The following is a 22,671-nucleotide window of genomic DNA, read 5'->3' as shown; positions in this document are numbered from 1 at the left end:
GTGAACATAAAAAACCGGTAGCTGTAAAAAAGCACCGGTTTTCTGTTTTAAAAATATTTTTTACTAAGAACTAACTACTAAGGACTAATCACTACTTATTCATATTCTTCATTTCAAAAATAAAAGTATCTAAGTCTACTTTCTTGTCAAGGAGTGTCAAAGCTTTGTTGACAATATAACCTACATTTCCTGGAGTAAAGCCTAGCGCTAAACCAAAACGCACCAACAGTCGTTCTTGTTTATCGCCCAAATGATGGTCTACGTGAACCATACGACCCAAATCATACAATCTTTCTAAACGCTCCACATACAAATAAGGAGGATTAATGTCATAATTCAATGGGTTTTTTAAAATTTCGCGGTATTCCTCGGCAGAAATTTCCAAGCGAGAAGCCAGTTTGTCCAAAAAAGCTTGTTCTTCTGGTGTTGCATTTCCGTCTGCTAAAGCTACACGTACAATAGCAGAAAAATGACCTTTGTTGCGACTTTTGAATTCGTTATCAAATAAATCAGAAATTGACATAATAGTTGTTTTTATGGTTGTATTAAAGATACGAATTTTTTTAAAAAAAGTAGGAATGCCAGGTTGAAATAATCCACTATTGTACTTTAAAAATAGCAGTATCAAATTCTTTATTCAGCCGTAATCCCGAGAGTGGTGGAAAATTAGCAGCATTCAAACTTTATTTTCAATAAAAATTAGTGAATTAGTGGCAAGTTTTCGAACAACTCCTTTTCAAAAATTGTCGTAAGTTTACAAACCCTTAATCAAATTTATATAATTACCTATGTCAGAATTTTGGATTTATTTTCAAATCGGTTTACGCCACGTTTTAGATATTCATGCTTATGACCATGTTTTATTTTTAATCGCTTTGGCAGTTCCTTATTCGTTTAACGATTGGAAACGCATCTTGTTATTGGTTACTTTGTTTACAGTTGGTCATACGATGGCCTTGTTTTTGTCGGTGTACGGAATTGTAGCTATCAAAGTAAATGTAGTCGAGTTGTTGATTCCTATTACGATTTTGATTACCGCTTTGTTTAATTTGTTTACCGCTGGGAAGTCCAGCAAAAAAGAGAGTATTAATCTGGTGTTTTTTATCACTTTGTTCTTTGGAATCATTCATGGTTTAGGGTTTTCTAACTATTTCAAGACAATTTTAGGCGGAACGGCCAATTCCAAATTATTACCGCTGTGCGAGTTCGCTTTAGGAATAGAAGCGGCGCAGATTGCGGTAGTTTTTGTAGTTTTGGTACTGTCTTATATTGTACAAACGGTATTTAGATTTTCCAAAAGAGATTGGACTTTGGTCATGTCTTCTTTTATAATCGGTGTAGTGCTTCCAATGATTATTGAAAGTGAATTTTGGTTACGATAAAAATGAACGAAATAAAACTAAATAAATACGACAAAGCCTACTTGCGAATTGCGAGAGAATGGAGTTTGTTGTCGTATTGCAAACGCAAGCAGGTGGGAGCCATCATTGTAAAAGACCGAATGATTATTTCGGATGGTTACAATGGAACGCCTTCAGGATTTGAAAATTGTTGTGAGGACGACGAAGGATTAACGCGTTGGGATGTACTGCATGCCGAAGCGAATGCTATTCTCAAAGTAGCTAGGTCAACACAATCTTGCGAAGGTGCTACCTTGTACATCACACTTTCTCCCTGCAAAGAATGCAGTAAGTTGATTCACCAATCCGGAATTAAGAGAGTGGTGTATCAAAACGGATATCGTGATGATTCTGGAATACAATTTTTAATCAAAGCAGGTGTTGAGGTAATTCATATTCCCAATTTAGACGACTAAATGAAATTCGAAAACAAATATTTGCCCATACTGTTGAGTGCTACTTTAGCGCTTGGCGTAGGTATTGGTGGATGGCTGAATGTTTCGAGAGACCCTGGTTTGGTAGCTTCTAATGCGTCCAAATCAAAGTTGAATTCTTTGATTGACTTTATTAATAACGAATATGTAGACGATGTCAATACGGATTCTATTGTGAATTTAACAGTAGATAATATTTTGGCAAAGTTAGACCCTCATTCTGTTTATATTCCACCAAGCGTTCAAACGCAGGTTGCTGAGAGTATGAAAGGTGATTTTGTAGGTATTGGCATTAATTTTTACATGTACAAAGACACTGTTGCGGTCATAAAGCCTATTGTTAATGGGCCTTCGGCAAAAGCAGGAATACAAGCGGGTGACCGATTGCTATACGCAGGAAAAACCAAATTATTCGGGCGTCATTTGCCTAGTGATAGTCTTTTTGCAAAACTAAAAGGTGCCGTTGGTTCAGATATTGAAGTGACGGTTTACCGAAAAACTACACGTCAGAAGCTGAAATTCAAAATAAAAAGAGCGGTAATTCCACTGAAAAGTGTTGACGTGTCTTTGATGTTGAATCCTACAGTGGGTTATATCAAAATTAACCGTTTTTCTGAAACTACTTTTGCTGAATTTAATTCGGGATTGGCACAGTTGAAAAAGCAAGGTGCGCAAACACTAGTCTTGGATTTGCGTGACAATGGTGGAGGGTATATGGAAGAAGCTATTGCGATAGCCGACCATTTTTTAAAAGATAACGACTTGATTGTTTTTACCAAAAGTAAAAGCGGAACAATAGAAAAAACCTTTGCTACGGAAAAAGGGAATTTTGAATCGGGCAGATTGTTCGTTTTAATTAACGAAAATAGTGCTTCTGCAAGTGAAATTCTAGCTGGAGCAATACAAGACAACGATAGAGGAACTATAGTAGGACGTCGTTCTTTTGGTAAAGGATTAGTACAACGCGAAATGGATTTTAAAGATGGTTCTGCCGTGCGTTTGACCGTGGCTAGATACTACACTCCTTCAGGACGTTCTATTCAAAAACCTTATGCTAAAGGCAATACCGATTATTTTAAAGAATCAGAACACCGTTTTTTGAATGGCGAATTGTACCACAAAGACAGCATTAAGGTAGCCGATACTTTGAAGTTCAAAACTAAAAAAGGGAAATTAGTCTATGGCGGCGGCGGAATTGTTCCTGATGTTTTTGTGCCAATTAGTACCGAAAAAGGAGAGGAAAGTGCTTCTTTATTAGAACAATCGGGTATGGTGGGGCATTTTGTGTTTGAAGAATTGGACCGAGATAGAAAAGCATTTAAGGGGCTAAGTTTTCAGGAGTTTCAGTCAAAATACAATTCTGATAAGTATTTTGATTTGTTTCAAAAGTATCTCGACAAAAATGGTTTGGTTCTACAACTAGAAAAGAGTAGGGGAGCAATTAATCAGTATATAATTGCCGAATTTGCCAGACAGTTATATGGGGAAGACTATTTTTATCAAATTGTTTTGAAACAAGACGAAATGGTAAAAAAAGTGTTGTCTAAAAAGTAAAATTTACATGTGTGAAAACAACTAGTTGTAGCTAGCCCTGATGGTAGTGGCATCCTTTGCTGCCGGTGTTCGGCAGGAAAGATACAACGGACAGCAGGAGGATTCGTTATTAAAAAACCAATTGGTTGTGCTCCTAAAAAAAATTACTTCCACTTTAAGGTTTCTATGATGTGCTGCATGTCATTTTTGATGTAGCTAGCCGCTGGCATAATAGAGTCAAAATTGGGTTTTGCGTAGAAATATACCGAAGCCGTCACAAAATGGCGAGTGCTATCGGTGGCGTAAAACTGCGAATTGGTTGCTGCATTACCATCTACTTGATAAAACATTCCGTAGACTTTCCTTTCAGGATTTAAATAGGGTTGTTCTATAATATCGTCGGCTTTTATTACGTGCTCAAAGGTTAGTTTTTGGGCATCGCGTAGCAATTGGTTCATATTGTTCGCTACGGGTTTGTAGGTCAAATAAATTGTAGCTTTCATTTTTGGGTAGGTAATGGTTAAGCTACAATCGTTTTTTCCTTTTATAATTGCTTTGTCATTTATTTCAAATGTAAACGGACATTGGTTGCCGTAGTCAACATATCTTGCTTCTGGGTAATCCAATCGCAAGTAGCCTGAAGGTTTTGGTAATACATCGTCTTTGCACCCTACGGCAGAGAATAAACCTATAGTGAGTACTATGAATAAACTAACTTTTCTTTTCATTGTGTATTTGATTGCGATTTGCTTTAAAATGGCAAATCGTTTATTGGCAAACCGCCATTTGAGGCGTCAAAGTTAGTATTTTTTGGTGATTCTTGAATAGGATTGCTTTTGTTCTCGTGGTCCTTTTTTGTGGTCAAAAAAGTAAATTCGGTAACCTGAATTTCAGTTGTCGATTTCATAGTACCGTCTTCGGCTTGCCATTGTCTGGATTTAATGCGTCCTTCTACATATATTTTATCGCCTTTTGAGAGGTATTTTTCGCATATTTCGGCGGCTTTGTTTCTTACTACCAAATTATGCCATTCGGTAGAAGTGATTTTTTCATTGGTCGATTTATTAATGTATACTTCATTGGTTGCTAATTGAAAGCGGCCAATGCAGTTGCCTCCTTCAAAATAATGCATCTTAATGTCGTCGCCAAGATGTCCTATCAGCATCACTTTATTTAATGTTCCGTTCATAGCTTAATGGTATTTCAATCAAAGATACATTTTTTTTAAAACTTTTTTGCAGCATCTTCTTCGATGAAATTATGTATCACTATTGGAAAAGGGAAAGTTCTCAATTGTTCGGGGGTTACTCCGTTTGTTAAGGTATTGTTTGTGGTTACTTTCCAAAACTTGATATACAAATGCTGATGCGATAATTTATGAAGTATACTTATAGGATTTACTTCTTGAATACTTATAACAGAAGCTCCAAAGTCAACATTGTTTTGAATTAATGGAGCTATAGTTTCAAATCCTTCCTCTTGTGTGGTTTCTAACAATGGAAATTCATAAAGATTGTGCCAAATGCCTTTATCGGTTCTTTGTTGTATTTTGGTATTGCCTTTTTTGTCTTGTAGTACTATATAATTAAAGTATCGTTTTCTGGTTTTTATTTTTTTTGATTTGAAAGGCAATTGTCCAACGAGTCCTTTTTGCAAGGCAACACAACTAGAATTGAAAATGCAATTTTCGCAATCTGGATTTTTAGGCACACATTGCAACGCCCCAAACTCCATTATCGCCTGGTTGAAAAGTGCGGGCTGTTCTTTGGGTAATAATTCGGCTGCCATGGCGGTGAATTCTTTTTTGGTTTTTCCTGCGCTTATATCCGATTCTATTCCGAAGTAACGCGATACTACCCGGAATACGTTTCCATCTATTACAGGCACGGGTTCATTATAAGCAAACGAAGCAATGGCAGCTGCTGTGTATTCACCAATACCTTTTAATTGTAAAAGACCAGTATATGAATTTGGGAAAACGCCATCCAATTCTGTAACTATATATTGTGCGGTTTGATGTAAGTTGCGGGCACGCGAATAATATCCTAATCCTTGCCAAAGTTTGAGTACTTGTTGTTCGTCAGCTAATGCTAATTCTTTTACTGTAGGAAAAGATTCTAAAAAGAAGTAAAAATAAGGCATTCCTTGAGCAACACGCGTCTGTTGAAGAATGATTTCTGAGAGCCAAATTGGGTAAGGATTTGTAGTATTTCGCCATGGTAAATCACGTTTGTTTTGTAAATACCACTCAATAAGTAAGTTAGTAAAATTCATTTATTAATTATATGTAAGCAAAAGTAAAAGTTTATGTAATTAAATTTTAACGAATTAGGTTGATTTATTGTTTTTTAAATTCGTATATTTGCAACCTCAAAAAAAATAGTACAACATATTAAAAAGGAAAGAAAATGACGAAAGCAGATATCGTAGCGAAGATTTCAGAAAAATTAGGTCTTGAAAAAGGAGATGTTCAAGCAACAGTTGAGACTTTTATGAATGAAGTTAAAACTTCATTAGAAACTGGAGACAATGTGTATCTAAGAGGTTTCGGAAGCTTTATCGTTAAAACTAGAGCTGAAAAAACAGGAAGAAATATTTCTAAAAATACCACTATTAAAATTCCAGCTCACAACATTCCAGCTTTTAAACCAGCTAAAGTGTTTGTAGAAGGTGTGAAAACAAATAACGAAGCAAAATAATCTATTAATTAATCATAAAATCTTCAGGATATGCCAAGTGGTAAAAAAAGAAAGAGACATAAGGTAGCGACGCACAAACGTAAAAAAAGAGCGAGAGCTAACCGTCATAAAAAGAAAAAGTAGTTTTAAACTACTTTTTTCTTTTTAAAAGTTCATTGAAATTTGAATTTCAGACATTAGATTTCAGACTTCAGATTGCAGCTTAAACTGCATATTGCTCTCTGAAAACTGCCGACTGAAACTTCATCCGGGTCAAACCTGTTAAATATTGTTTAATCCATCCTTACAATTCAGTTATGAGTTATAAGTTATGAGTTATGAGTTGTAAAACTGAAAACTGAAAGCCGAAACTGAAAACTTTAACGTATGGATAAAAATGTACAGCGTGAATAAAGAACTTATTATTCGTTCTAGTTCAGAAGCCGTAGATTTTGCCTTATTAAAAGATGGAAAACTAATTGAATTACATAAAGAACAAGAAACCAGCAACTTTCAAGTAGGTGATATTTTTATTGCCAAAATACGAAAACCAGTTGCAGGCTTAAATGCTGCTTTTGTCAATGTAGGCTACGAAAAAGACGCCTTTTTGCATTATCATGACTTAGGTCCTAATCTTGCTTCTCAACTGAAATTCATAAAACTTGTAAGCGCAGGTAAAATAAAAGATTTCTCCCTAAAAAACTTTCAGTTTGAAAAAGAGATTGATAAAGACGGCACCATTACTGATGTTTTGAATGCCAATCAATCCGTATTAGTGCAAGTAGTAAAAGAGCCTATATCTACCAAAGGACCAAGAATTAGTGCAGAACTATCCTTGGCTGGACGTTTTATAGTGCTTGTTCCTTTTTCTGATCGCGTTTCTATTTCTCAAAAAATAGAAGACAAAAAAGAAAAAGACCGACTCAAAAAACTTGTACAATCCATCAAACCAAAAGGCTTTGGCGTTATTGTTCGCACAGTAGCCGAAGGCAAAAATACAGCCGAATTAGAAAAAGATTTGCAGAACCTGCTAAGCAGATGGACTGCAATGTGTAAGAAATTACCAACTGCTCATCATCCGTCAAAAGTGTTAGGCGAGCTCAATAGAGCCTCCTCTATTCTTCGAGACGTGTTTAATGATACCTTTAGTGGTATTCAAATAGATGATGAAGAGTTGTACCAACAAACAAAGGATTACTTGCAAGAAATTGCACCGTCCAAACAATCAATTGTAAAGTTTTATCAATCGAAAGACACTCCAATATTCGAGAAATACAATATAGAGAGACAAATCAAGACTTCCTTCGGAAAAACCGTTTCCATGAGTAAAGGAGCTTATTTAATCATCGAACATACCGAAGCTCTTCACGTTATAGACGTAAATAGTGGTAACCGTTCGAACAAAGCTACCAATCAAGAAGACACCGCAATGGAAGTTAACATGATAGCCGCTGCCGAAATCGCAAGACAATTGCGTTTGAGAGATATGGGCGGAATCATAGTAGTTGATTTTATCGATATGGCCAATCCCGAAAATCGCAAAGTTTTATTCGACTTCCTAAGAGAAGAGATGAGCGATGATAAAGCCAAACACAAGATCTTGCCTCCTAGTAAATTTGGATTAGTTCAAATCACTAGACAAAGAGTAAGACCAGAAGTCAATATCAAGACCAGAGAAGAAGATCCTAACAATGAACATGGCGAAATAGAAGCGCCAATCTTAATCATTGACAAAATCACTTCAGATCTAGAAAGACTCCTAAAAACCCACAAAAAAGTAGTACTCAATGTACATCCTTTTGTGGCTGCATACCTCAGTAAAGGTTTTCCATCATTGCGTTCAAAATGGTTTTTTGAACACAAAAAATGGGTGAAAATTATACCTCGTGACGCTTACACGTATTTAGAATATCATTTCTACGACAAAAAAGGAAATGTTATTACAGACTAAAACAAACAAAACCGTCTCGTTTTCATTAACGAGACGGTTTTTTTGTGTCTAAAAATATTACTATTAGTTCAAAATGTATTCTAATCTCACCGTAATTCGAGCAGTCTTATTTTTACTAAAAGTATCATTGTTACCGCCATAGCTGTCCTCTGCTGTAGATCCCTGACCCGTAATTTGAAAAACTCCCATACTCGCACTCTTTAATTTGCCTAAACTACCTTCAGCTGTTTTTACAATTTTGATGGCGCGTTCATTTGCATCTTTAGTCGCTTTTTCGATTAAACTTTGTTTTAAACTTGGTAAATTGGAATATGTATATTGAATAGAATTTGAAGTAAGTTCTATCCCTGAATTAATCAATTCAGAAGTTTTACTCGAAACATCTTCAATCCGTTTCATCAAATCAGGGTTCTTTTTTGCTAAAAAAGTAATACTTTGGGTGGCTTCATAACCATCAAAAACTTGTTCAGTATTAATGTATTCGCCATTTGCATTTTGAATTTTCACTTCTCTAAACTTCTTTTGAAAATTTACCGCTCCAAACGAAAACTCCTTCGGTTTAAATCCTTTTGTTATAAAAAAATCAGCTACTATTTTTTGATCCGAAATGATTTTATTATAGGCTGTTTTAATATCTGAGCTACTCGCTGTAAAACTTCCAGACCATAAAATTTCGTCTGAAACAAAATCTTTAGCTCCAAGACCAATTACTGAAATTGAATCTAAATTTTCATTTCTATTTTTAAATGATTGTCCTAATATAAAGGCTGTAATCACAATAGAAATACCAATAACAATAGTTGTTTTAATTTTAGTGTCCATCATAAAATTGAGATTTAAAATTTACCCATTACTTTTTTGTTTAAATAGCAATTAAGTAAATATAGTAAGAAAAAGAAGAATTTATTTATAAATTTATTTTCTTTTCTCCGCAAAAAACCGCTTCATTAAATCCGCCGCTTCATCTGCCAAAACACCGCGAACTACAGTAGTTTTGGGATGCAATTGAGTGCCCATTTTTTCATACCCACGGTGCGTATCACTAGCCCCAAAAACAATTTTAGTAATTTGGCTCCAATACAGAGCTCCAGCACACATTTGGCAAGGCTCTAATGTTACATACAATGTGCAATCTTTTAAATACTTTCCACCCAAGAAATTGGCCGCTGCGGTTATGGCTTGCATCTCTGCATGAGCCGTTACGTCGTTGAGCAGCTCAGTCAAATTGTGAGTTCGGGCAATGACTTTGTCAGCCACAACAATAACGGCTCCCACAGGAATTTCGCCTTTTTCAAAAGCCATTTCAGCTTCTTGCAAAGCTTTTTTCATAAAATATTCGTCGGTGAAAGGTTGTATCATAGTCTAGACCGAAAATTCGTAAATTAAATTCTTTGTAAAACAACTTTTTTATAGAATGTAAAAATACAATTTCAAATTGTACCTTTGCTTTATGTCAGATAATTTACTTTCAAACATAAATTCCCCCATCGATTTACGCTTACTCAATGAAGCGCAACTGCCTCTTTTGGCGCAAGAATTACGCGATTTTATTATTAATGTCGTAGCCGTAAAAGAAGGGCATCTTGGCGCCAGTCTCGGTGTAGTTGAATTGACTATTGCTTTGCATTATGTGTTTGATACTCCAAATGATTTATTGATTTGGGATGTAGGACATCAAGCCTATGGACATAAAATTTTAACAGAAAGAAAAAATAGTTTTCATACCAACCGTCAGCTCAATGGTCTTTCGGGATTTCCAAAAAGAAGTGAGAGTATTTATGATGCCTTTGGCGTAGGTCACTCATCGACCTCAATTTCAGCAGCACTGGGAATGGCGATTGCTTCCAACTTAAAAGGAGATTTCGAAAAACAACATATAGCCGTAATTGGCGATGCTTCAATCGCTTCAGGAATGGCCTTTGAAGGACTTAATCATGCTGGTGTGACTAATGCGAATTTGTTGGTTATTTTAAACGACAATGCCATAGGGATCGACCCTAGTGTTGGTGCCTTAAAAGAGTATCTTACAGCTGTAAAAGATGGTAAAAACCATCGACAAAATAATATGATTAAATCCCTGAATTTTGATTATTCAGGGCCAATTGATGGGCATGATCTTGCAACAGTTATTAAAGAATTAAAACGCTTAAAAAACGTGAAAGGACCTAAATTCCTTCATGTTATTACCACCAAAGGTAAAGGACTACAACAAGCTGAAGAAAATCAGGTTCAGTACCACGCGCCTGGGAAATTTGACGCTACCACTGGAGATTTACTCCCAAAATCAGAAGCTAACTTACCTCCAAAATACCAAGATGTTTTTGGTTTAACCTTGTTGGATTTAGCTCAAAAAAATGATAAAATCATTGGAATAACACCCGCTATGCCATCTGGTAGTTCTCTAAAATTTATGATGGATGTGCTCCCAAAACGCGCATTTGATGTGGGCATTGCTGAGCAACATGCCGTTACATTAGCGGCAGGAATGGCGACTCAAGGGATGATAGTTTATTGTAATATCTATTCTACTTTTTTGCAAAGGGCTTATGATCAGCTTATTCATGATGTAGCGCTGCAAAAACTGCCTGTTGTTTTTTGTTTAGATAGAGCGGGATTGGTTGGCGAAGATGGCGCTACACATCACGGTGTTTTTGACTTAGCCTATTTGAGATGCATTCCAAATTTGATGATTTATGCCCCGTTGAACGAAATAGAGTTGCAGAACATCTTATATACTGTACAATTAGGAATCGACCAGCCCATAGCCATTCGTTATCCTAGAGGTAGAGGTGAATTTGTTGATTGGAAGTCGCCTTACAAAAAAATTATTATCGGAAAAGCAAATTGTCAAAATAAAGGCACAAAAATTGCTGTGCTTTCAACCGGGACTATTGGAAATAATGTAACAAAAGCAATTGAAGATTTAGACAATAAGGCGTTTTTTGCTCATTATCATTTTGGCTTTGTAAAACCATTAGACGAAATACTTCTGCATACTATTTTTGAACAATTTGAAACGATAATTACGATAGAAGATGGGGTGGTAACAGGAGGTTTTGGTTCAGCCATACTTGAGTTTTCTGCTTTTCATAATTATCAGAAAACAATTAAAACACTTGGAATCCCGGATACTTTTATTGAACAAGCCACTTTAAACGAATTACAATACGCATGTAAAATTGACGTTAAAAGCTTGAAGCAGTTTTTTTCAACCTTCAAAATCAGTTAATTTGCATTTATAAAACGCCAATAATGAAATTTTTATCAATACCACTTTTATTATTTTTCTTTAGTTTTTCTTTTCAAACTTTTGCACAAGAAACCACACCAATTCCAGAAGCTACAAGCGATTCTATTGTCCTATTGACTCCTACTGCTGGGCCTACTTTCCGGCCTTTTGTAATTCCAACGTCATTGCCACCTATAAAAGCACCAACTATTAGAAAAACTTCTGTAAATACATTAGGGATTTCAAACTGGATAAAAAAAAATAAACTAGGTTTTGATATCACTCAAATTGCTTTTGTAAACTGGAATGCAGGGGGTACAAGCTCTATTTCAGGATTAGTAAAAGGAAATTTTACGAGGGTCTATACCAGAGAAAATTATAAATGGCAAAATGAATTGATTTTTCGCTATGGTCTCAATAAACAAGATGGAATTGAATTGCGAAAAACAGATGATGCCGTCTTGATTAACTCCACCTTTGGTTACAGAAAAGACACTTTGACCAATTGGTATTATTCGGCAAAATTTAATTTTAATACGCAATTCACAGATGGTTATTCTTATCCAAATAAAGAAGTGGCTATTTCTAGAGCTTTTGCACCTGCATATGTATTTATAGGTTTGGGTGCTGAAAAGATTGATAAAAAAAAGAATTACTCTTATTACATCTCTCCATTTACATCAAAAACGACTTTAGTTTTAGATCAAAGATTAGCGGATCAAGGTGCTTTTGGAGTTGATGAAGCTATTTATGATACAAATGGAGTTCTTGTAAAAAATGGTAAACGATCGAGATCAGAGTTGGGTTTTCTTTTTTCATACCAAATTAAAAAGGAAATTTTTAAAAACATCCATTTAGATAACAGGTTGAGTTTGTATTCAGATTATATTAATAGATTCGGAAATGTTGACATAGACTGGAATCTTCAGTTAGAACTTGTAGTCAATAAATATGTCAAAGCTAATATTGGTTCGCAATTAATTTATGACGATGATATTAAATCTAAAAGAGAAGAAAATGGTGTTCAAATCACTGAGGGTCCGAAAGTACAATTAAAACAAGTTTTAGGAGTAGGTATTGTTTATGAGTTTTAATTTTTACTTTTTAGCCCCTTGTAAAGTTTCATAAAGGCGTAATGCATTCCCATCTGTCAACATGGAAATATAATGACAGATGTGTAGTAAACGTTCGTATAGATTTTCTTTTTCGAGATGGTGTTTTTCTGGAAGCATTTTTAAAATTAGTTGGTCGTAATTGGAAGCCTTACCTTCAAATTTATTATTGAAAGCAACAATAAATTTATCCAATAGCGTCTGAATGATTTGATAACCCACCAATTCTTTTTCAATTACTTCTCTGCTCTGATAAATATTCTTGACACTAATTTTGATGATATCATCCATTTGTGCTTTGTATTTGCTTTTATCCATTAAAGCAAAAGGGAAATTTCCTTCCAAAATACTGGTTTCATTTTCGATAAAGACTTTTACGGCATCATTTATTAAGCTTCCTATTGCCAAGGCGCGTAAGTAACTAATTCTATCCTCTTTGGTTTCTAATGTCTTGTATTTAGAAGTGTCAATGCTGTCTTTTACCAATTTGATTAAATATTCTAATGCAAAATCTTCTGAAATTAATCCCAAATTGATGCCGTCTTCAAAATCAATAATTGTATAGCAAATATCATCGGCAGCTTCGACCAAATACGCCAGTGGATGTCTTTCGAAGCCAATATCTGGATTGTTTTTGTTGGGAATCATCCCCATTTCTTGGGCTATTTCTTGAAAAAAATCTTTATCGGTTTGAAAGAAACCATATTTTTTATCGGCAATATTTTTGGTAGGCTTCTTTGGTAAACTCTCTTTGGGATATTTCATAAAAGCACCCAAAGTGGCAAATGATAATCGAATCCCTCCTTCGACTCCTGGACGAGAGCTATTCAATACTGAAAAACCATTAGCATTTCCTTCAAAATCGACCAAATCTTGCCATTGCTTAGGAGTCAATTGATTTTTATAGTGTTGTCCTTTGCCAATTGAAAAATACTCTCCAATTGCTTTTTCACCAGAATGCCCAAACGGTGGATTGCCAATGTCGTGTGCGAGAGAAGCAGCAGCAACAATGGCACCAAAATCATTCATTTGATAACCATGAATGTCTTGTAAATAAGGATATTTTTCGATTATTTTTTTTCCAACCAATCTTCCCAAAGAACGTCCTACCACAGAAACCTCGAGGCTATGTGTTAAACGAGTATGCACAAAATCGGTTTTAGATAATGGAATCACCTGAGTTTTGTCTTGCAAACTTCTGAAGGCAGATGAAAAAATGATACGGTCATAATCTACTTCAAACCCCAAACGAGTTTCATCTTGTTCGATTCGCAAACGCTTTCCTGTGTCGCCTTGACGTTTTAATGATAATAGTTGTTCCCAGTTCATTTTATTTTGTGCATGATTAGTTGTCAAATATACAAATACGATTGGTTTTATATTTCTATTCGGATAAATCCTGAGGATGATTCGCAATAGCGTCTTGAATCACATTATTTTTCACTGATTGTAGTAAATGGTTTTTTGCTTCAGCAAAAGTAATGTCGTACAAGCGTTCCATTTTTTGAAATTGAAGTGGATACTTTTGAAGCAACGTATCATAATACCTATCTAAAACGGCTGAGTTGGGTGCTGTAAACTCAAGTTGTAATTCAAAGCGACGCACTAAGGCCTCGTCTATCATTTGAATTTGATTAGTAGCAGCAATTAAAACAGAGTGACTCGGAAAACTATCAATCAACTGAATAATGGAATTGACCACGCGTTTCATCTCTGTATTGTCTTTGTTGTCGTAATCCCTTATTTGTCCTAAAGAATCGAACTCGTCAAAAAACAACACCGCACTTTCGTACTGTACTTCTTTAAATAAACCTTCGATATTTTTGGAGGTTTCTCCTAATTTAGACGAAACAATTCTAGAAAGGTTGACAATAATGAGTTTTTTGTCTAATTTTTTAGCAATGGCTTTGGCAGTCATCGTTTTTCCACAACCTGTTTTGCCATAAAGTAACATTTTATTGGCTACAGGTAAATCATATTGTTCGAGTACTTTTCGAAATTGATACTCCTTTAAAAATTGATGGATTTGTTGTGAAACTGCTTCATTAAAGACAACATCTTCAAGGAGGACATTACTTCGGTCAGTAAAATATAATAAACTCAAAGGGATTGGATTGTTAAAAGGTTTTACTTTAAACCAAGTCTTTTTGACCAGTTTTTTGGAGAGCGAGAGGTGTGAAGAAAAGCAGCCTCAATATCAAATAATGCTTCTTTTGTAAAATGAATATCACACATTATCTAATCGTTTTCAAATGCGCTTTTACGGCCTCCCATGAATACAATTCAGATTTGTCATCTTCTAAATTTTGAAGTCGAATATCCAACTCTTTTTGTATTTCATCAGAGATTTCTAATTCGTTTTTAGTAATACTATCCCATAATTGTTCTGCGAAAACAATTTTTTCAGCATTACTATATTTTGAAAAATCCTTAATCTCCATGATTGGCTATTTTTTATGATAACAAATTTAAGCAAATAAATTAATGTTCGTAGGGATTGGTATTATTTTAAGATTTTTTGAAAAAGTAAAATAAAAAAAAGAGGTTGCCATTTTCGGCAACCTCTTTAACTTAATTAAGACCCACACATTTCACAATCGTCTGGCCCTGCGTTTTTGGCCAATTCAATCATGGCTCTGTATTCTTCAGGAGTCATTTCTACTGTTTCGATTTCAACCGCTTCAAGGGGTCTTGCTTTAGGTTTACTTTCTGGAATTGCCTCTTCTTTTTTATCATTATTCAAAGTGAACTTAATAGCATCTACAGCTGCTTTGGTTCTCAAATAGTACATTCCGGTTTTTAATCCTGATTGCCATGCATAGAAATGCATAGAAGTTAATTTTGAGTAATTAGCATCTTGCATGAACAAGTTTAATGATTGTGATTGGTCAATAAAATAACCTCTTTGACGAGACATATCGATAATGTCTTTCATAGACATCTCCCAAACTGTTTTGTACAAATCTTTTAAATCTTGAGGAATGGCGTCAATATTTTGCACCGAACCATTATTTCTCATGATTTCTTGTTTCAATGTTTCATTCCATAAACCACGCTCTACCAAGTCATGCAATAAATGTTTGTTTACTACAATAAACTCTCCAGAAAGTACACGTCTAGTGTAAATATTAGAAGTGTAAGGTTCAAACGCTTCGTTGTTTCCTAGAATTTGAGAAGTAGATGCTGTTGGCATAGGCGCAACCAATAGTGAATTTCTAACACCGTGTTGCATAACTTCTTTTCTTAAAGACGCCCAATCCCATCTTCCGGATAATTCTTCGTCTTTCAATCCCCAAAGGTTGTGTTGGAACTCTCCTTGAGAAATTGGAGAACCTTCAAAGGTCGAATAAGGACCTTCCTCTTTAGCCATTTCCATAGAAGCAGTAACTGCTGCAAAGTAGAGTGTTTCAAAAATTTCTTGATTCAATTTCTTTGCTTCATCGCTTGTAAAAGGCATTCTAAGTAAGATGAAAGCATCTGCTAATCCTTGTACTCCCAATCCAACTGGACGGTGACGCATATTTGAATTTTGAGCTTCTTTTACTGGGTAGTAATTTCTGTCGATTACTTTATTTAAATTTCTGGTTACACGTTTGGTTACTTTGAACATTAATTCATGATTGAATTTTCCGTTTTCAACAAACATTGGTAACGAAATAGAAGCAAGGTTACATACCGCAATTTCATCTTTTGAAGTGTACTCCATAATTTCGGTACACAAGTTAGAGGAACGAATCGTACCAAGGTTTTTTTGATTCGATTTGCGATTTGCAGCATCTTTATAGAGCATGTATGGTGTTCCTGTCTCGATTTGAGATTCAAGAATTTTCTCCCATAATTCGCGAGCTTTTATTGTTTTTCTTCCTTTGCCACGATTTTCATAATCAGTATACATCGTTTCGAACTCTTCTCCGTATACATCATATAAACCTGGACACTCATTTGGGCACATTAAAGTCCAATTCCCATCTTCTTGTACACGTTTCATGAATAAATCTGAAGTCCACATGGCAAAGAATAAATCTCTGGCACGCATTTCTTCTTTTCCTGTGTTTTTCTTTAAATCCAAAAATTCAAAGATGTCAGCATGCCAAGTTTCGATATAGATTGCAAAACTACCTTTACGTTTTCCTCCACCTTGGTCTACATAACGAGCAGTATCGTTGAATACACGCAACATAGGAACAATTCCGTTTGATGTTCCGTTGGTACCTCTGATATAAGAACCTGTTGCTCTTACATTGTGAATAGAAAGTCCAATTCCTCCAGCAGATTGCGAAATTTTAGCCGTTTGTTTCAACGTATCATAAATTCCATCAATACTGTCGTCTTGCATTGCTAAAAGGAAACAAGAGGACATTTGTGGTTTTGGTGTTCCAGCATTAAATAAAGTTGGCGTTGCGTGCGTAAAGAATTTTTTAGACATTAAGTCGTAGGTTTCAATAACCGATTCTAAATCGTTCAAATGAATACCAACAGCCACACGCATTAACATGTGTTGTGGACGCTCTACGATTTTGCCATTAATTTTTAATAAATAAGAACGCTCTAAAGTTTTAAAACCAAAATAGTCATAATTAAAATCACGGTTATAAATGATATGTGAATTTAAGAATTCGGCATTTTCCATGATTACTTTATGAACTTCATCAGAAAGTAGTGGAGCTTCTTGTCCGTTTCTAGGATTCACATAGTGATACATTTCATTCATCGTTTCAGAGAACGATTTGTTAGTGTTTTTATGTAAGTTAGAAATAGCAATACGAGCGGCTAATTGGGCATAATCAGGATGCGCAATGGTCATAGATGCAGCTGTTTCGGCTGCTAAGTTGTCTAATTCAGAAGTAGATACGCCGTCATAAAGGCCTTCGATTACTCTCATAGCCACTTTTACAGCATCTACTAAATCATTCAAACCATAGCATAGTTTTTTAATTCTATCTGTGATTTTGTCGAACATTACAGGCTCTTTATGGCCATCTCTTTTTACTACGTACATAAGTTTTGGTTTTAAAAAACAGCAAATCCCTTTGCTATTTTAGGGTATTTGTAATAATTGAATTGGGAAACTAATCCCTAGAATGTATTGATTCGTTAGAGGCAAATGATTCCTTATCACCATAAAAATCTGTGCCCAATTGAAGGACAAAATTTAATAGGTAATAAAAAGAACTAGTTACTTCTAATTACTAAACGATACTACTTAACTTTTTTAAAAATCAGCGTCGAATGAAATCTTCTGCGCGTCACTATCTGTGTTCATTACGCCCGCTTTCTGATATTCTGCTACTTTTTTCTCAAAGAAATTGGTTTTTCCTTGTAATGAAATCATGTCCATGAAATCAAAAGGATTTGTGGTATTGTATTCTCTTTCGCAACCTAATTCAACCAACAAACGGTCGGTTACGAATTCTAAATATTGCGTCATTAATCCTGCATTCATTCCAATCAAACTTACTGGAAGTGATTCAGTGATAAACTCTCTTTCAATATTTAATGCGTCAACTAAAATTTCTCTTATTCGTTCTTTAGGAACTTTATTAATCAAATGATGATTATGTAAATGTACCGCGAAATCACAGTGAACTCCTTCATCACGAGAAATCAACTCGTTAGAAAAAGTCAATCCTGGCATTAAACCACGCTTTTTCAACCAAAAAATAGAACAAAAACTTCCTGAAAAGAAAATCCCTTCAACAGCGGCAAAAGCAATCAATCGCTCTGCAAATGAATCAGATTCAATCCATTTTAACGCCCAATCAGCTTTTTTCTTGATGGCAGGAAATACTTCAATAGCGGTAAACAACTCGTTTTTCTCTGATTCATCTTTTACATAAGTATCAATTAATAAAGAGTAGGTTTCGCTATGAATGTTTTCCATCATAATTTGAAAACCATAGAAAAATTTAGCTTCTGCATATTGTACTTCGTTTACAAAGTTCTCAGCCAAATTTTCATTTACAATTCCATCAGAAGCAGCAAAAAAAGCTAAAATGTGTTTGATAAAGTATTTTTCATCCTCATTTAGCCTGTTGTTCCAATCATTAAGGTCTTGTGATAAGTCAATTTCTTCTGCAGTCCAAAAACTAGCTTCCATTTTCTTATACCATTCCCAAATATCATGATGCTTGATAGGAAAAATCACGAAACGATTTTTATTTTCTTGTAAAATTGGTTCTAATTGTGACATTTTTATTGATTCTTTTTTTTTGATTTTTTAAGAGAATTTTAATCCATCTGGGGATTACAAAGATTGTGAAATATTGTGTGTTTAAAAAGTCAAACTTATTCACAATCGCCCCTAGTTTTTAACAAAGGGCCATTTTCAAAATAATAAACTATGAATTTTTAACTTACTGATTTGTAGTTGTTTGCAAAGTATAAATTCGGCTAAAGTGCCGTAAAATATAGGATTTTTAAACTGCTGTGCAAGTGAAAAATGATATTTTTTAGATTTATTTTTTTAAATCATTTGCTACTTTTTCGAGCTCCATATACCAGTCTTCTCCAAACCTTCTAATGAGTGCTTCTTTAACAAATTTATACACCGGAACTTCTAATTCTTTTCCAAGCGAGCAGGCATCGTCGCAAATATCCCATTTGTCATAATTGACGGCAGCGAAATCACTAAAATCTTTTACTCTTATTGGGTATAAATGGCAAGAAACTGGTTTTTTCCAGTCAACTATTCCTTGGTTGTAGGCTTGTTCGATACCGCAAAGTGCTGTAGCGCCATCAAAAATAACATAAGCACAATCTTTATTTTCGATTAATGGTGTTTCTAAATCGCCATCCGTTCCTTTTATCCAGGTGCCTTGCGCTTCTATTGCTTCGATTCCTTGTTTGCGCAAAAATGGTTTTACTTTAGGATAGATGGTTTCAAGGATTTTAGTTTCCTCAATACTCAAAGGTGCACCAGCATCACCGTCAACACAACAAGCGCCTTTGCAAGCAGATAAATTACATACAAATTCTTTTTCGAGTATATCTTCGGATACGATGGTTTTTCCTAGTTGAAACATGGATATGTGCTACTTTTAATTTTGCTGCAAAGTTAGTCAATCTTGTGGAGTCTATTAAAGTTTGCGTCTTCTTTAACGGTTGTAATCAATAAAAAAGAGGAAAGATTCGATTTTGAGCTATTTTTAATAACTATCAAATCTGATGAAAATAGATGAACTTAGCGTGTTATTTGATAAAAAAATATTAAAAAACCTCGATTTATTGCAGCAAACTATTAAAAATATGCTCAAAGTTTTACCTTTGCCAACAAAAAAAGTATGTTAGAATTCAACTTAAGAGAAGTGGCAACTGTAGGAATGGTACTATTTGCAGTTATTGATATTGTGGGTTCGATTCCAATCATCATTAATCTTAGAGCCAAACACGGCCATATTGAGTCTGAAAAAGCTTCACTTGTTGCTGGCTTAATAATGATTGTCTTTCTTTTTATTGGTAAAGAGTTCTTGAGCCTAATAGGAATTGATGTTCATTCATTTGCAGTTGCTGGTTCGTTTGTCTTGTTCTTCTTGGCATTAGAAATGATTCTTGGCATACATCTTTATAGAGATGAAGAGGCGAATTCTGCTTCTATTGTCCCGATTGCTTTTCCTTTAATTGCTGGTGCAGGAACGATGACGACACTGTTATCTCTTCGTTCTCAATTTCATACTATCAACATTTTAATTGGAATCATTTTGAATATTATTTTGGTTTATATTGTTTTGAAATCTTCAGGTAAAATCGAAAAAATGTTGGGAAAAAATGGACTTGGAGTAGTGCGAAAAACTTTTGGTGTGGTGCTTTTGGCTATTGCTGTTAAATTATTTGCTGCTAATGTTAAAGGTTTGTTTGCCTAAAGTAAAATTTTATAAATTTACCCCCTTGAATAGTTTTAATGCCCTATTGATTGAATCAAAAGTTATAAGGTATTAAAAAATTAATTGATGAATACCATGAAAATCTTTACTACTGTTTTAATTTTCTTAGCTGTTGCTTTAATCGTATTTAATGTTACTTTATTAGACTTTTCAGAGCCATTCAAAGGCAACAGTGGTGTTGCACTTATTGGAGTTGGAGCCTCATTTTGTGCGATTTTAATCCTTCTTATTTTTAGAATATCTAAAAAAATTGAAGAAAAAATGAACGACAATATTTAGATGTTTGATGTTCTAATTATTGGAGGAGGTGTTTCTGGAATGTCTTGTGCTTTAGTATTGGGTTCAGCTCAAAACAAGTCATTTATGTCAAATAAGAAAATTGGCATTTTTACGCACCAAAAATCCTCTTCTTTGCAAGAAGCCTTGTTTAATAATGCCTATGGAATTTCACCTGGAACTTTAGGCAGTGAATTATTAAAGCAAAGCAACATACATTTAGCAACTGTTTATCCGCACATTACTCAGATTCCTGAAGAAAAAGTATTGAAAATAGAGGGGGACTACCCTGAATTTAAAGTATTCACTAATAAGAATTCTTATACAACCCGAAACCTTGTTGTAGGTATCGGTTCTGCAAATACTTTTGCGATTGAAGGTTTGATGCACTTTGTTGAGCCTCATAAAAAAGCATTACCCGAAAAACAACGCATACAATTGCGAAACACAGACCACAAAGTTTCGGAAGGGATTTATGTTATTGGTACACTAGCGGGTTGGAGAAGTCAATTGGCAATCGCGGCAGGAAGTGGTGCAGCAGTAGCAACGGATATTTTGACTTTATGGAATGATAATATACCAACACATGCCCACGATAGCATTCGTTAGTTGTACATTGTAAATAATAGATTGTCTAGTTTTAGTTTAGAAAATAAATATAAAAAAAGCATTCGTTTTTGGCGAATGCTTTTTTGCTTAAGAGTTTTTCTACCTATGATTTAGGTTGTACTACTTTATACGTTTTTCCATCAGCTACGCCTTCAATTACTTGAGTTAACGACGTTGGGTTTTGAACGCTTTTGTCAAAAGTTACTGTTGCTAATTTTTTATCAAAATCAACAGTTGCTTTCTCAACTCCTTCAGATTCTGCTAATTTTTTTTCGATGGTTTTTGCGCAACCTACGGCACAAGTCATTCCTTCGATAGCAAAACTTGCGGTTTGTACATTAGCGGCAGCAATTGGTTTTTTAACTGCTGGAGCTTCAGTAGTAGCGGCTTCTGGTTTAGCTGTTTCTGTTTCTTTTTTGCAACTTATCATAACGATACTTGCAATTGCAATAGCTATAATCGTTTTTTTACTATTCATTGGTATTGATTTAGATGAGTTTAAAATGTATTTGGGGTCAAAATTAATCAAAAAAACACCTAGATATTCCCAAAATAATTACAATTTTGAGCCAAAATAAAACAGATGCTATCAAAACAAATCAAATGGGGCTATTTGCTGCTTTTATCTCTTATATGGGGCAGTTCTTTCATATTAATCAAAAAAGGATTGGTAGGCCTAACGGCTTTTCAGTTGGGGTCGTTGCGTATTATTTTTGCAGCGCTGTTTTTGTTGCTGATTGGTTTTAGAAGTTTAGTAAAAATTCCTCACCATCAGTGGAAGTATATTGCTTTGACTTCTTTGTTTGGCACCTTTATTCCTGCGTATTTGTTTGCTATTGCGCAAACGCAAATAGATAGTTCTATAAGTTCTATTCTTAATTCCTTAACGCCTTTGAATACCTTGTTGATTGGAGCACTTTTCTTTAGGTTGGATTTTAGACGCAATCAAATTTTTGGAGTCTTGATTGGTTTAGTCGGTAGTGCTTTGTTGATTTGGAATGGCGCGGTGCATCATCCCAATCAAAATTATTATTATGCTTTTTTAGTATTGATTGCTTCGATTTGCTATGCTACAAATGTCAATTTGATTAAAAAATATTTATCGGATTTGCCTCCGTTGAGTATTACAACAGGTAATTTTTTGGTTTTGCTTTTTCCGGCGTTGGCTGTATTATATAGTACTGATTTTTTCGCTATGACGCACGGAGCGGCTGTTCAAGAATCGGTGTTGTATATTTTGATTTTGGGAGTGTTGGGAACGGGTATTGCCAATATTATTTTCTTTAAACTGATTCAGATTTCGTCGCCCGTTTTTGCGACTTCGGTTACGTATTTGATTCCAGTGGTAGCTTTCTTTTGGGGGATGTTAGACCAAGAGTTATTAACGCCTGTACAGCTTTTTGGAGCTTTTATTGTTTTGGTTGGGGTGTATTTATCGGCCAGAAAATAGGTGTTTTGTTACGGGTTTGCGTGAGGGATAGCAGCTTGCTACCGAAGTAGCGTGTATAGCCCGACCGCAGTTGCCAAAAGAGGCGTATAGCACGCTAGTTATATGCCTCTTTTGGTAAA

The 22,671-nt window shown here is 34.9% G+C and carries 24 protein-coding genes; 11 read left to right on the top strand and 13 right to left on the bottom strand.

Going from position 1 to position 22,671, the window contains the following annotated elements; genetic code table 11:
* Positions 1–91: 91 nt before the first annotated feature.
* Complete coding sequence (locus ACSVH9_RS14355) at positions 92–523, bottom strand: TerB family tellurite resistance protein (protein ID WP_024981915.1); 432 nt, start codon at positions 521–523, stop codon at positions 92–94.
* Positions 524–788: 265 nt separating this feature from the next.
* Between ACSVH9_RS14355 and ACSVH9_RS14350 the strand changes: the two genes are divergently transcribed.
* From ACSVH9_RS14350 to ACSVH9_RS14340, 3 genes are read left to right on the top strand one after another with little or no spacing between them, the layout of a single operon-like run.
* Entirely contained in the window at positions 789–1,382 is a 594-nt protein-coding gene (locus ACSVH9_RS14350) for a HupE/UreJ family protein (protein ID WP_024981916.1), read from the top strand.
* Positions 1,383–1,384: 2 nt separating this feature from the next.
* A complete protein-coding gene (locus ACSVH9_RS14345; protein ID WP_024981917.1) occupies positions 1,385–1,816 on the top strand; it encodes a deoxycytidylate deaminase in 432 nt (143 codons plus the stop codon).
* Positions 1,817–3,388 (top strand): S41 family peptidase, encoded by a 1,572-nt coding sequence (locus ACSVH9_RS14340; RefSeq protein ID WP_438064307.1) that lies wholly within the window; start codon positions 1,817–1,819, stop codon positions 3,386–3,388. It begins immediately after the preceding gene.
* Positions 3,389–3,531: 143 nt separating this feature from the next.
* Here the strand turns inward: ACSVH9_RS14340 and gldD are convergent, their stop codons facing one another.
* The 3 genes from gldD to mutY are packed head-to-tail and all read right to left on the bottom strand — an operon-like array spanning position 3,532 to position 5,641.
* Positions 3,532–4,095 carry a gliding motility lipoprotein GldD gene (gldD, locus tag ACSVH9_RS14335; RefSeq protein ID WP_438064306.1) on the bottom strand — a complete coding sequence of 188 codons (564 nt, stop codon included), beginning with the start codon at positions 4,093–4,095 and terminating at the stop codon, positions 3,532–3,534.
* A gap of 23 nt (positions 4,096–4,118) precedes the next feature.
* Positions 4,119–4,556, bottom strand: a complete 438-nt coding sequence (locus tag ACSVH9_RS14330; protein WP_438064305.1) for a single-stranded DNA-binding protein — start codon at positions 4,554–4,556, stop codon at positions 4,119–4,121.
* A gap of 35 nt (positions 4,557–4,591) precedes the next feature.
* Complete coding sequence (mutY, locus tag ACSVH9_RS14325) at positions 4,592–5,641, bottom strand: A/G-specific adenine glycosylase (RefSeq protein WP_438064304.1); 1,050 nt, start codon at positions 5,639–5,641, stop codon at positions 4,592–4,594.
* Between the two features lie 134 nt (positions 5,642–5,775).
* Between mutY and ACSVH9_RS14320 the strand changes: the two genes are divergently transcribed.
* Both ACSVH9_RS14320 and ACSVH9_RS14315 read left to right on the top strand, forming a co-directional pair.
* Entirely contained in the window at positions 5,776–6,066 is a 291-nt protein-coding gene (locus ACSVH9_RS14320; protein ID WP_024981932.1) for an HU family DNA-binding protein, read from the top strand.
* A gap of 385 nt (positions 6,067–6,451) precedes the next feature.
* On the top strand, positions 6,452–7,996 hold the full coding sequence (locus tag ACSVH9_RS14315) for an Rne/Rng family ribonuclease (RefSeq protein ID WP_438064303.1): 1,545 nt from the start codon (positions 6,452–6,454) through the stop codon (positions 7,994–7,996).
* A gap of 63 nt (positions 7,997–8,059) precedes the next feature.
* Here the strand turns inward: ACSVH9_RS14315 and ACSVH9_RS14310 are convergent, their stop codons facing one another.
* Both ACSVH9_RS14310 and ACSVH9_RS14305 read right to left on the bottom strand, forming a co-directional pair.
* Positions 8,060–8,821 (bottom strand): SIMPL domain-containing protein, encoded by a 762-nt coding sequence (locus ACSVH9_RS14310; protein ID WP_438064302.1) that lies wholly within the window; start codon positions 8,819–8,821, stop codon positions 8,060–8,062.
* A gap of 90 nt (positions 8,822–8,911) precedes the next feature.
* Positions 8,912–9,355: a nucleoside deaminase gene (locus ACSVH9_RS14305; RefSeq protein WP_438064301.1), complete on the bottom strand. Its 444-nt coding sequence runs from the start codon at positions 9,353–9,355 to the stop codon at positions 8,912–8,914.
* A 91-nt stretch (positions 9,356–9,446) separates the two neighbouring features.
* On the opposite strand from ACSVH9_RS14305, the gene ACSVH9_RS14300 reads away from it, so the two are divergent.
* Both ACSVH9_RS14300 and ACSVH9_RS14295 read left to right on the top strand, forming a co-directional pair.
* Complete coding sequence (locus ACSVH9_RS14300; protein WP_438064300.1) at positions 9,447–11,225, top strand: 1-deoxy-D-xylulose-5-phosphate synthase; 1,779 nt, start codon at positions 9,447–9,449, stop codon at positions 11,223–11,225.
* A gap of 23 nt (positions 11,226–11,248) precedes the next feature.
* The gene (locus tag ACSVH9_RS14295) at positions 11,249–12,319 is read left to right on the top strand and encodes a DUF3078 domain-containing protein (RefSeq protein ID WP_438064299.1); all 1,071 of its coding nucleotides are present in this window, start codon (positions 11,249–11,251) and stop codon (positions 12,317–12,319) included.
* Positions 12,320–12,322: 3 nt separating this feature from the next.
* Here ACSVH9_RS14295 and ACSVH9_RS14290 read toward each other — a convergent pair whose 3' ends face one another.
* The 6 genes from ACSVH9_RS14290 to ACSVH9_RS14265 all read right to left on the bottom strand — a co-directional run bounded on the left by ACSVH9_RS14290 (position 12,323) and on the right by ACSVH9_RS14265 (position 19,359).
* Entirely contained in the window at positions 12,323–13,666 is a 1,344-nt protein-coding gene (locus tag ACSVH9_RS14290; protein ID WP_438064298.1) for a deoxyguanosinetriphosphate triphosphohydrolase, read from the bottom strand.
* 55 nt (positions 13,667–13,721) lie between these two features.
* Positions 13,722–14,441, bottom strand: a complete 720-nt coding sequence (locus tag ACSVH9_RS14285) for an AAA family ATPase (protein WP_438064297.1) — start codon at positions 14,439–14,441, stop codon at positions 13,722–13,724.
* A 130-nt stretch (positions 14,442–14,571) separates the two neighbouring features.
* Complete coding sequence (locus tag ACSVH9_RS14280; protein WP_438064296.1) at positions 14,572–14,778, bottom strand: addiction module protein; 207 nt, start codon at positions 14,776–14,778, stop codon at positions 14,572–14,574.
* A gap of 134 nt (positions 14,779–14,912) precedes the next feature.
* Positions 14,913–17,336, bottom strand: coding sequence for a ribonucleoside-diphosphate reductase subunit alpha (locus ACSVH9_RS14275; RefSeq protein ID WP_438064295.1), 2,424 nt, complete (start codon positions 17,334–17,336; stop codon positions 14,913–14,915).
* Positions 17,337–17,549: 213 nt separating this feature from the next.
* The gene (locus tag ACSVH9_RS14270; RefSeq protein ID WP_159687528.1) at positions 17,550–18,527 is read right to left on the bottom strand and encodes a ribonucleotide-diphosphate reductase subunit beta; all 978 of its coding nucleotides are present in this window, start codon (positions 18,525–18,527) and stop codon (positions 17,550–17,552) included.
* 265 nt (positions 18,528–18,792) lie between these two features.
* Positions 18,793–19,359, bottom strand: a complete 567-nt coding sequence (locus ACSVH9_RS14265) for a DUF3109 family protein (protein ID WP_438064294.1) — start codon at positions 19,357–19,359, stop codon at positions 18,793–18,795.
* Between the two features lie 258 nt (positions 19,360–19,617).
* On the opposite strand from ACSVH9_RS14265, the gene ACSVH9_RS14260 reads away from it, so the two are divergent.
* The 3 genes from ACSVH9_RS14260 to ACSVH9_RS14250 all read left to right on the top strand — a co-directional run bounded on the left by ACSVH9_RS14260 (position 19,618) and on the right by ACSVH9_RS14250 (position 21,102).
* Positions 19,618–20,196 (top strand): MarC family protein, encoded by a 579-nt coding sequence (locus tag ACSVH9_RS14260; protein ID WP_159687534.1) that lies wholly within the window; start codon positions 19,618–19,620, stop codon positions 20,194–20,196.
* A 96-nt stretch (positions 20,197–20,292) separates the two neighbouring features.
* Positions 20,293–20,496 carry a hypothetical protein gene (locus ACSVH9_RS14255; protein ID WP_438064309.1) on the top strand — a complete coding sequence of 68 codons (204 nt, stop codon included), beginning with the start codon at positions 20,293–20,295 and terminating at the stop codon, positions 20,494–20,496.
* On the top strand, positions 20,497–21,102 hold the full coding sequence (locus ACSVH9_RS14250) for an FAD-dependent oxidoreductase (RefSeq protein ID WP_438064293.1): 606 nt from the start codon (positions 20,497–20,499) through the stop codon (positions 21,100–21,102).
* Positions 21,103–21,205: 103 nt separating this feature from the next.
* Here ACSVH9_RS14250 and ACSVH9_RS14245 read toward each other — a convergent pair whose 3' ends face one another.
* Positions 21,206–21,580 carry a heavy-metal-associated domain-containing protein gene (locus tag ACSVH9_RS14245; protein WP_438064292.1) on the bottom strand — a complete coding sequence of 125 codons (375 nt, stop codon included), beginning with the start codon at positions 21,578–21,580 and terminating at the stop codon, positions 21,206–21,208.
* A 105-nt stretch (positions 21,581–21,685) separates the two neighbouring features.
* On the opposite strand from ACSVH9_RS14245, the gene ACSVH9_RS14240 reads away from it, so the two are divergent.
* Positions 21,686–22,552 carry a DMT family transporter gene (locus ACSVH9_RS14240; RefSeq protein WP_438064291.1) on the top strand — a complete coding sequence of 289 codons (867 nt, stop codon included), beginning with the start codon at positions 21,686–21,688 and terminating at the stop codon, positions 22,550–22,552.
* Positions 22,553–22,671: the final 119 nt, after the last annotated feature.

The sequence above is a fragment of the Flavobacterium sp. RSSB_23 genome (genome assembly GCF_051547145.1).
Lineage (GTDB): Bacteria > Bacteroidota > Bacteroidia > Flavobacteriales > Flavobacteriaceae > Flavobacterium.
Note: the sequence above shows the minus strand (reverse complement) of the source record. Positions and strands in the feature narration are given on the sequence as shown.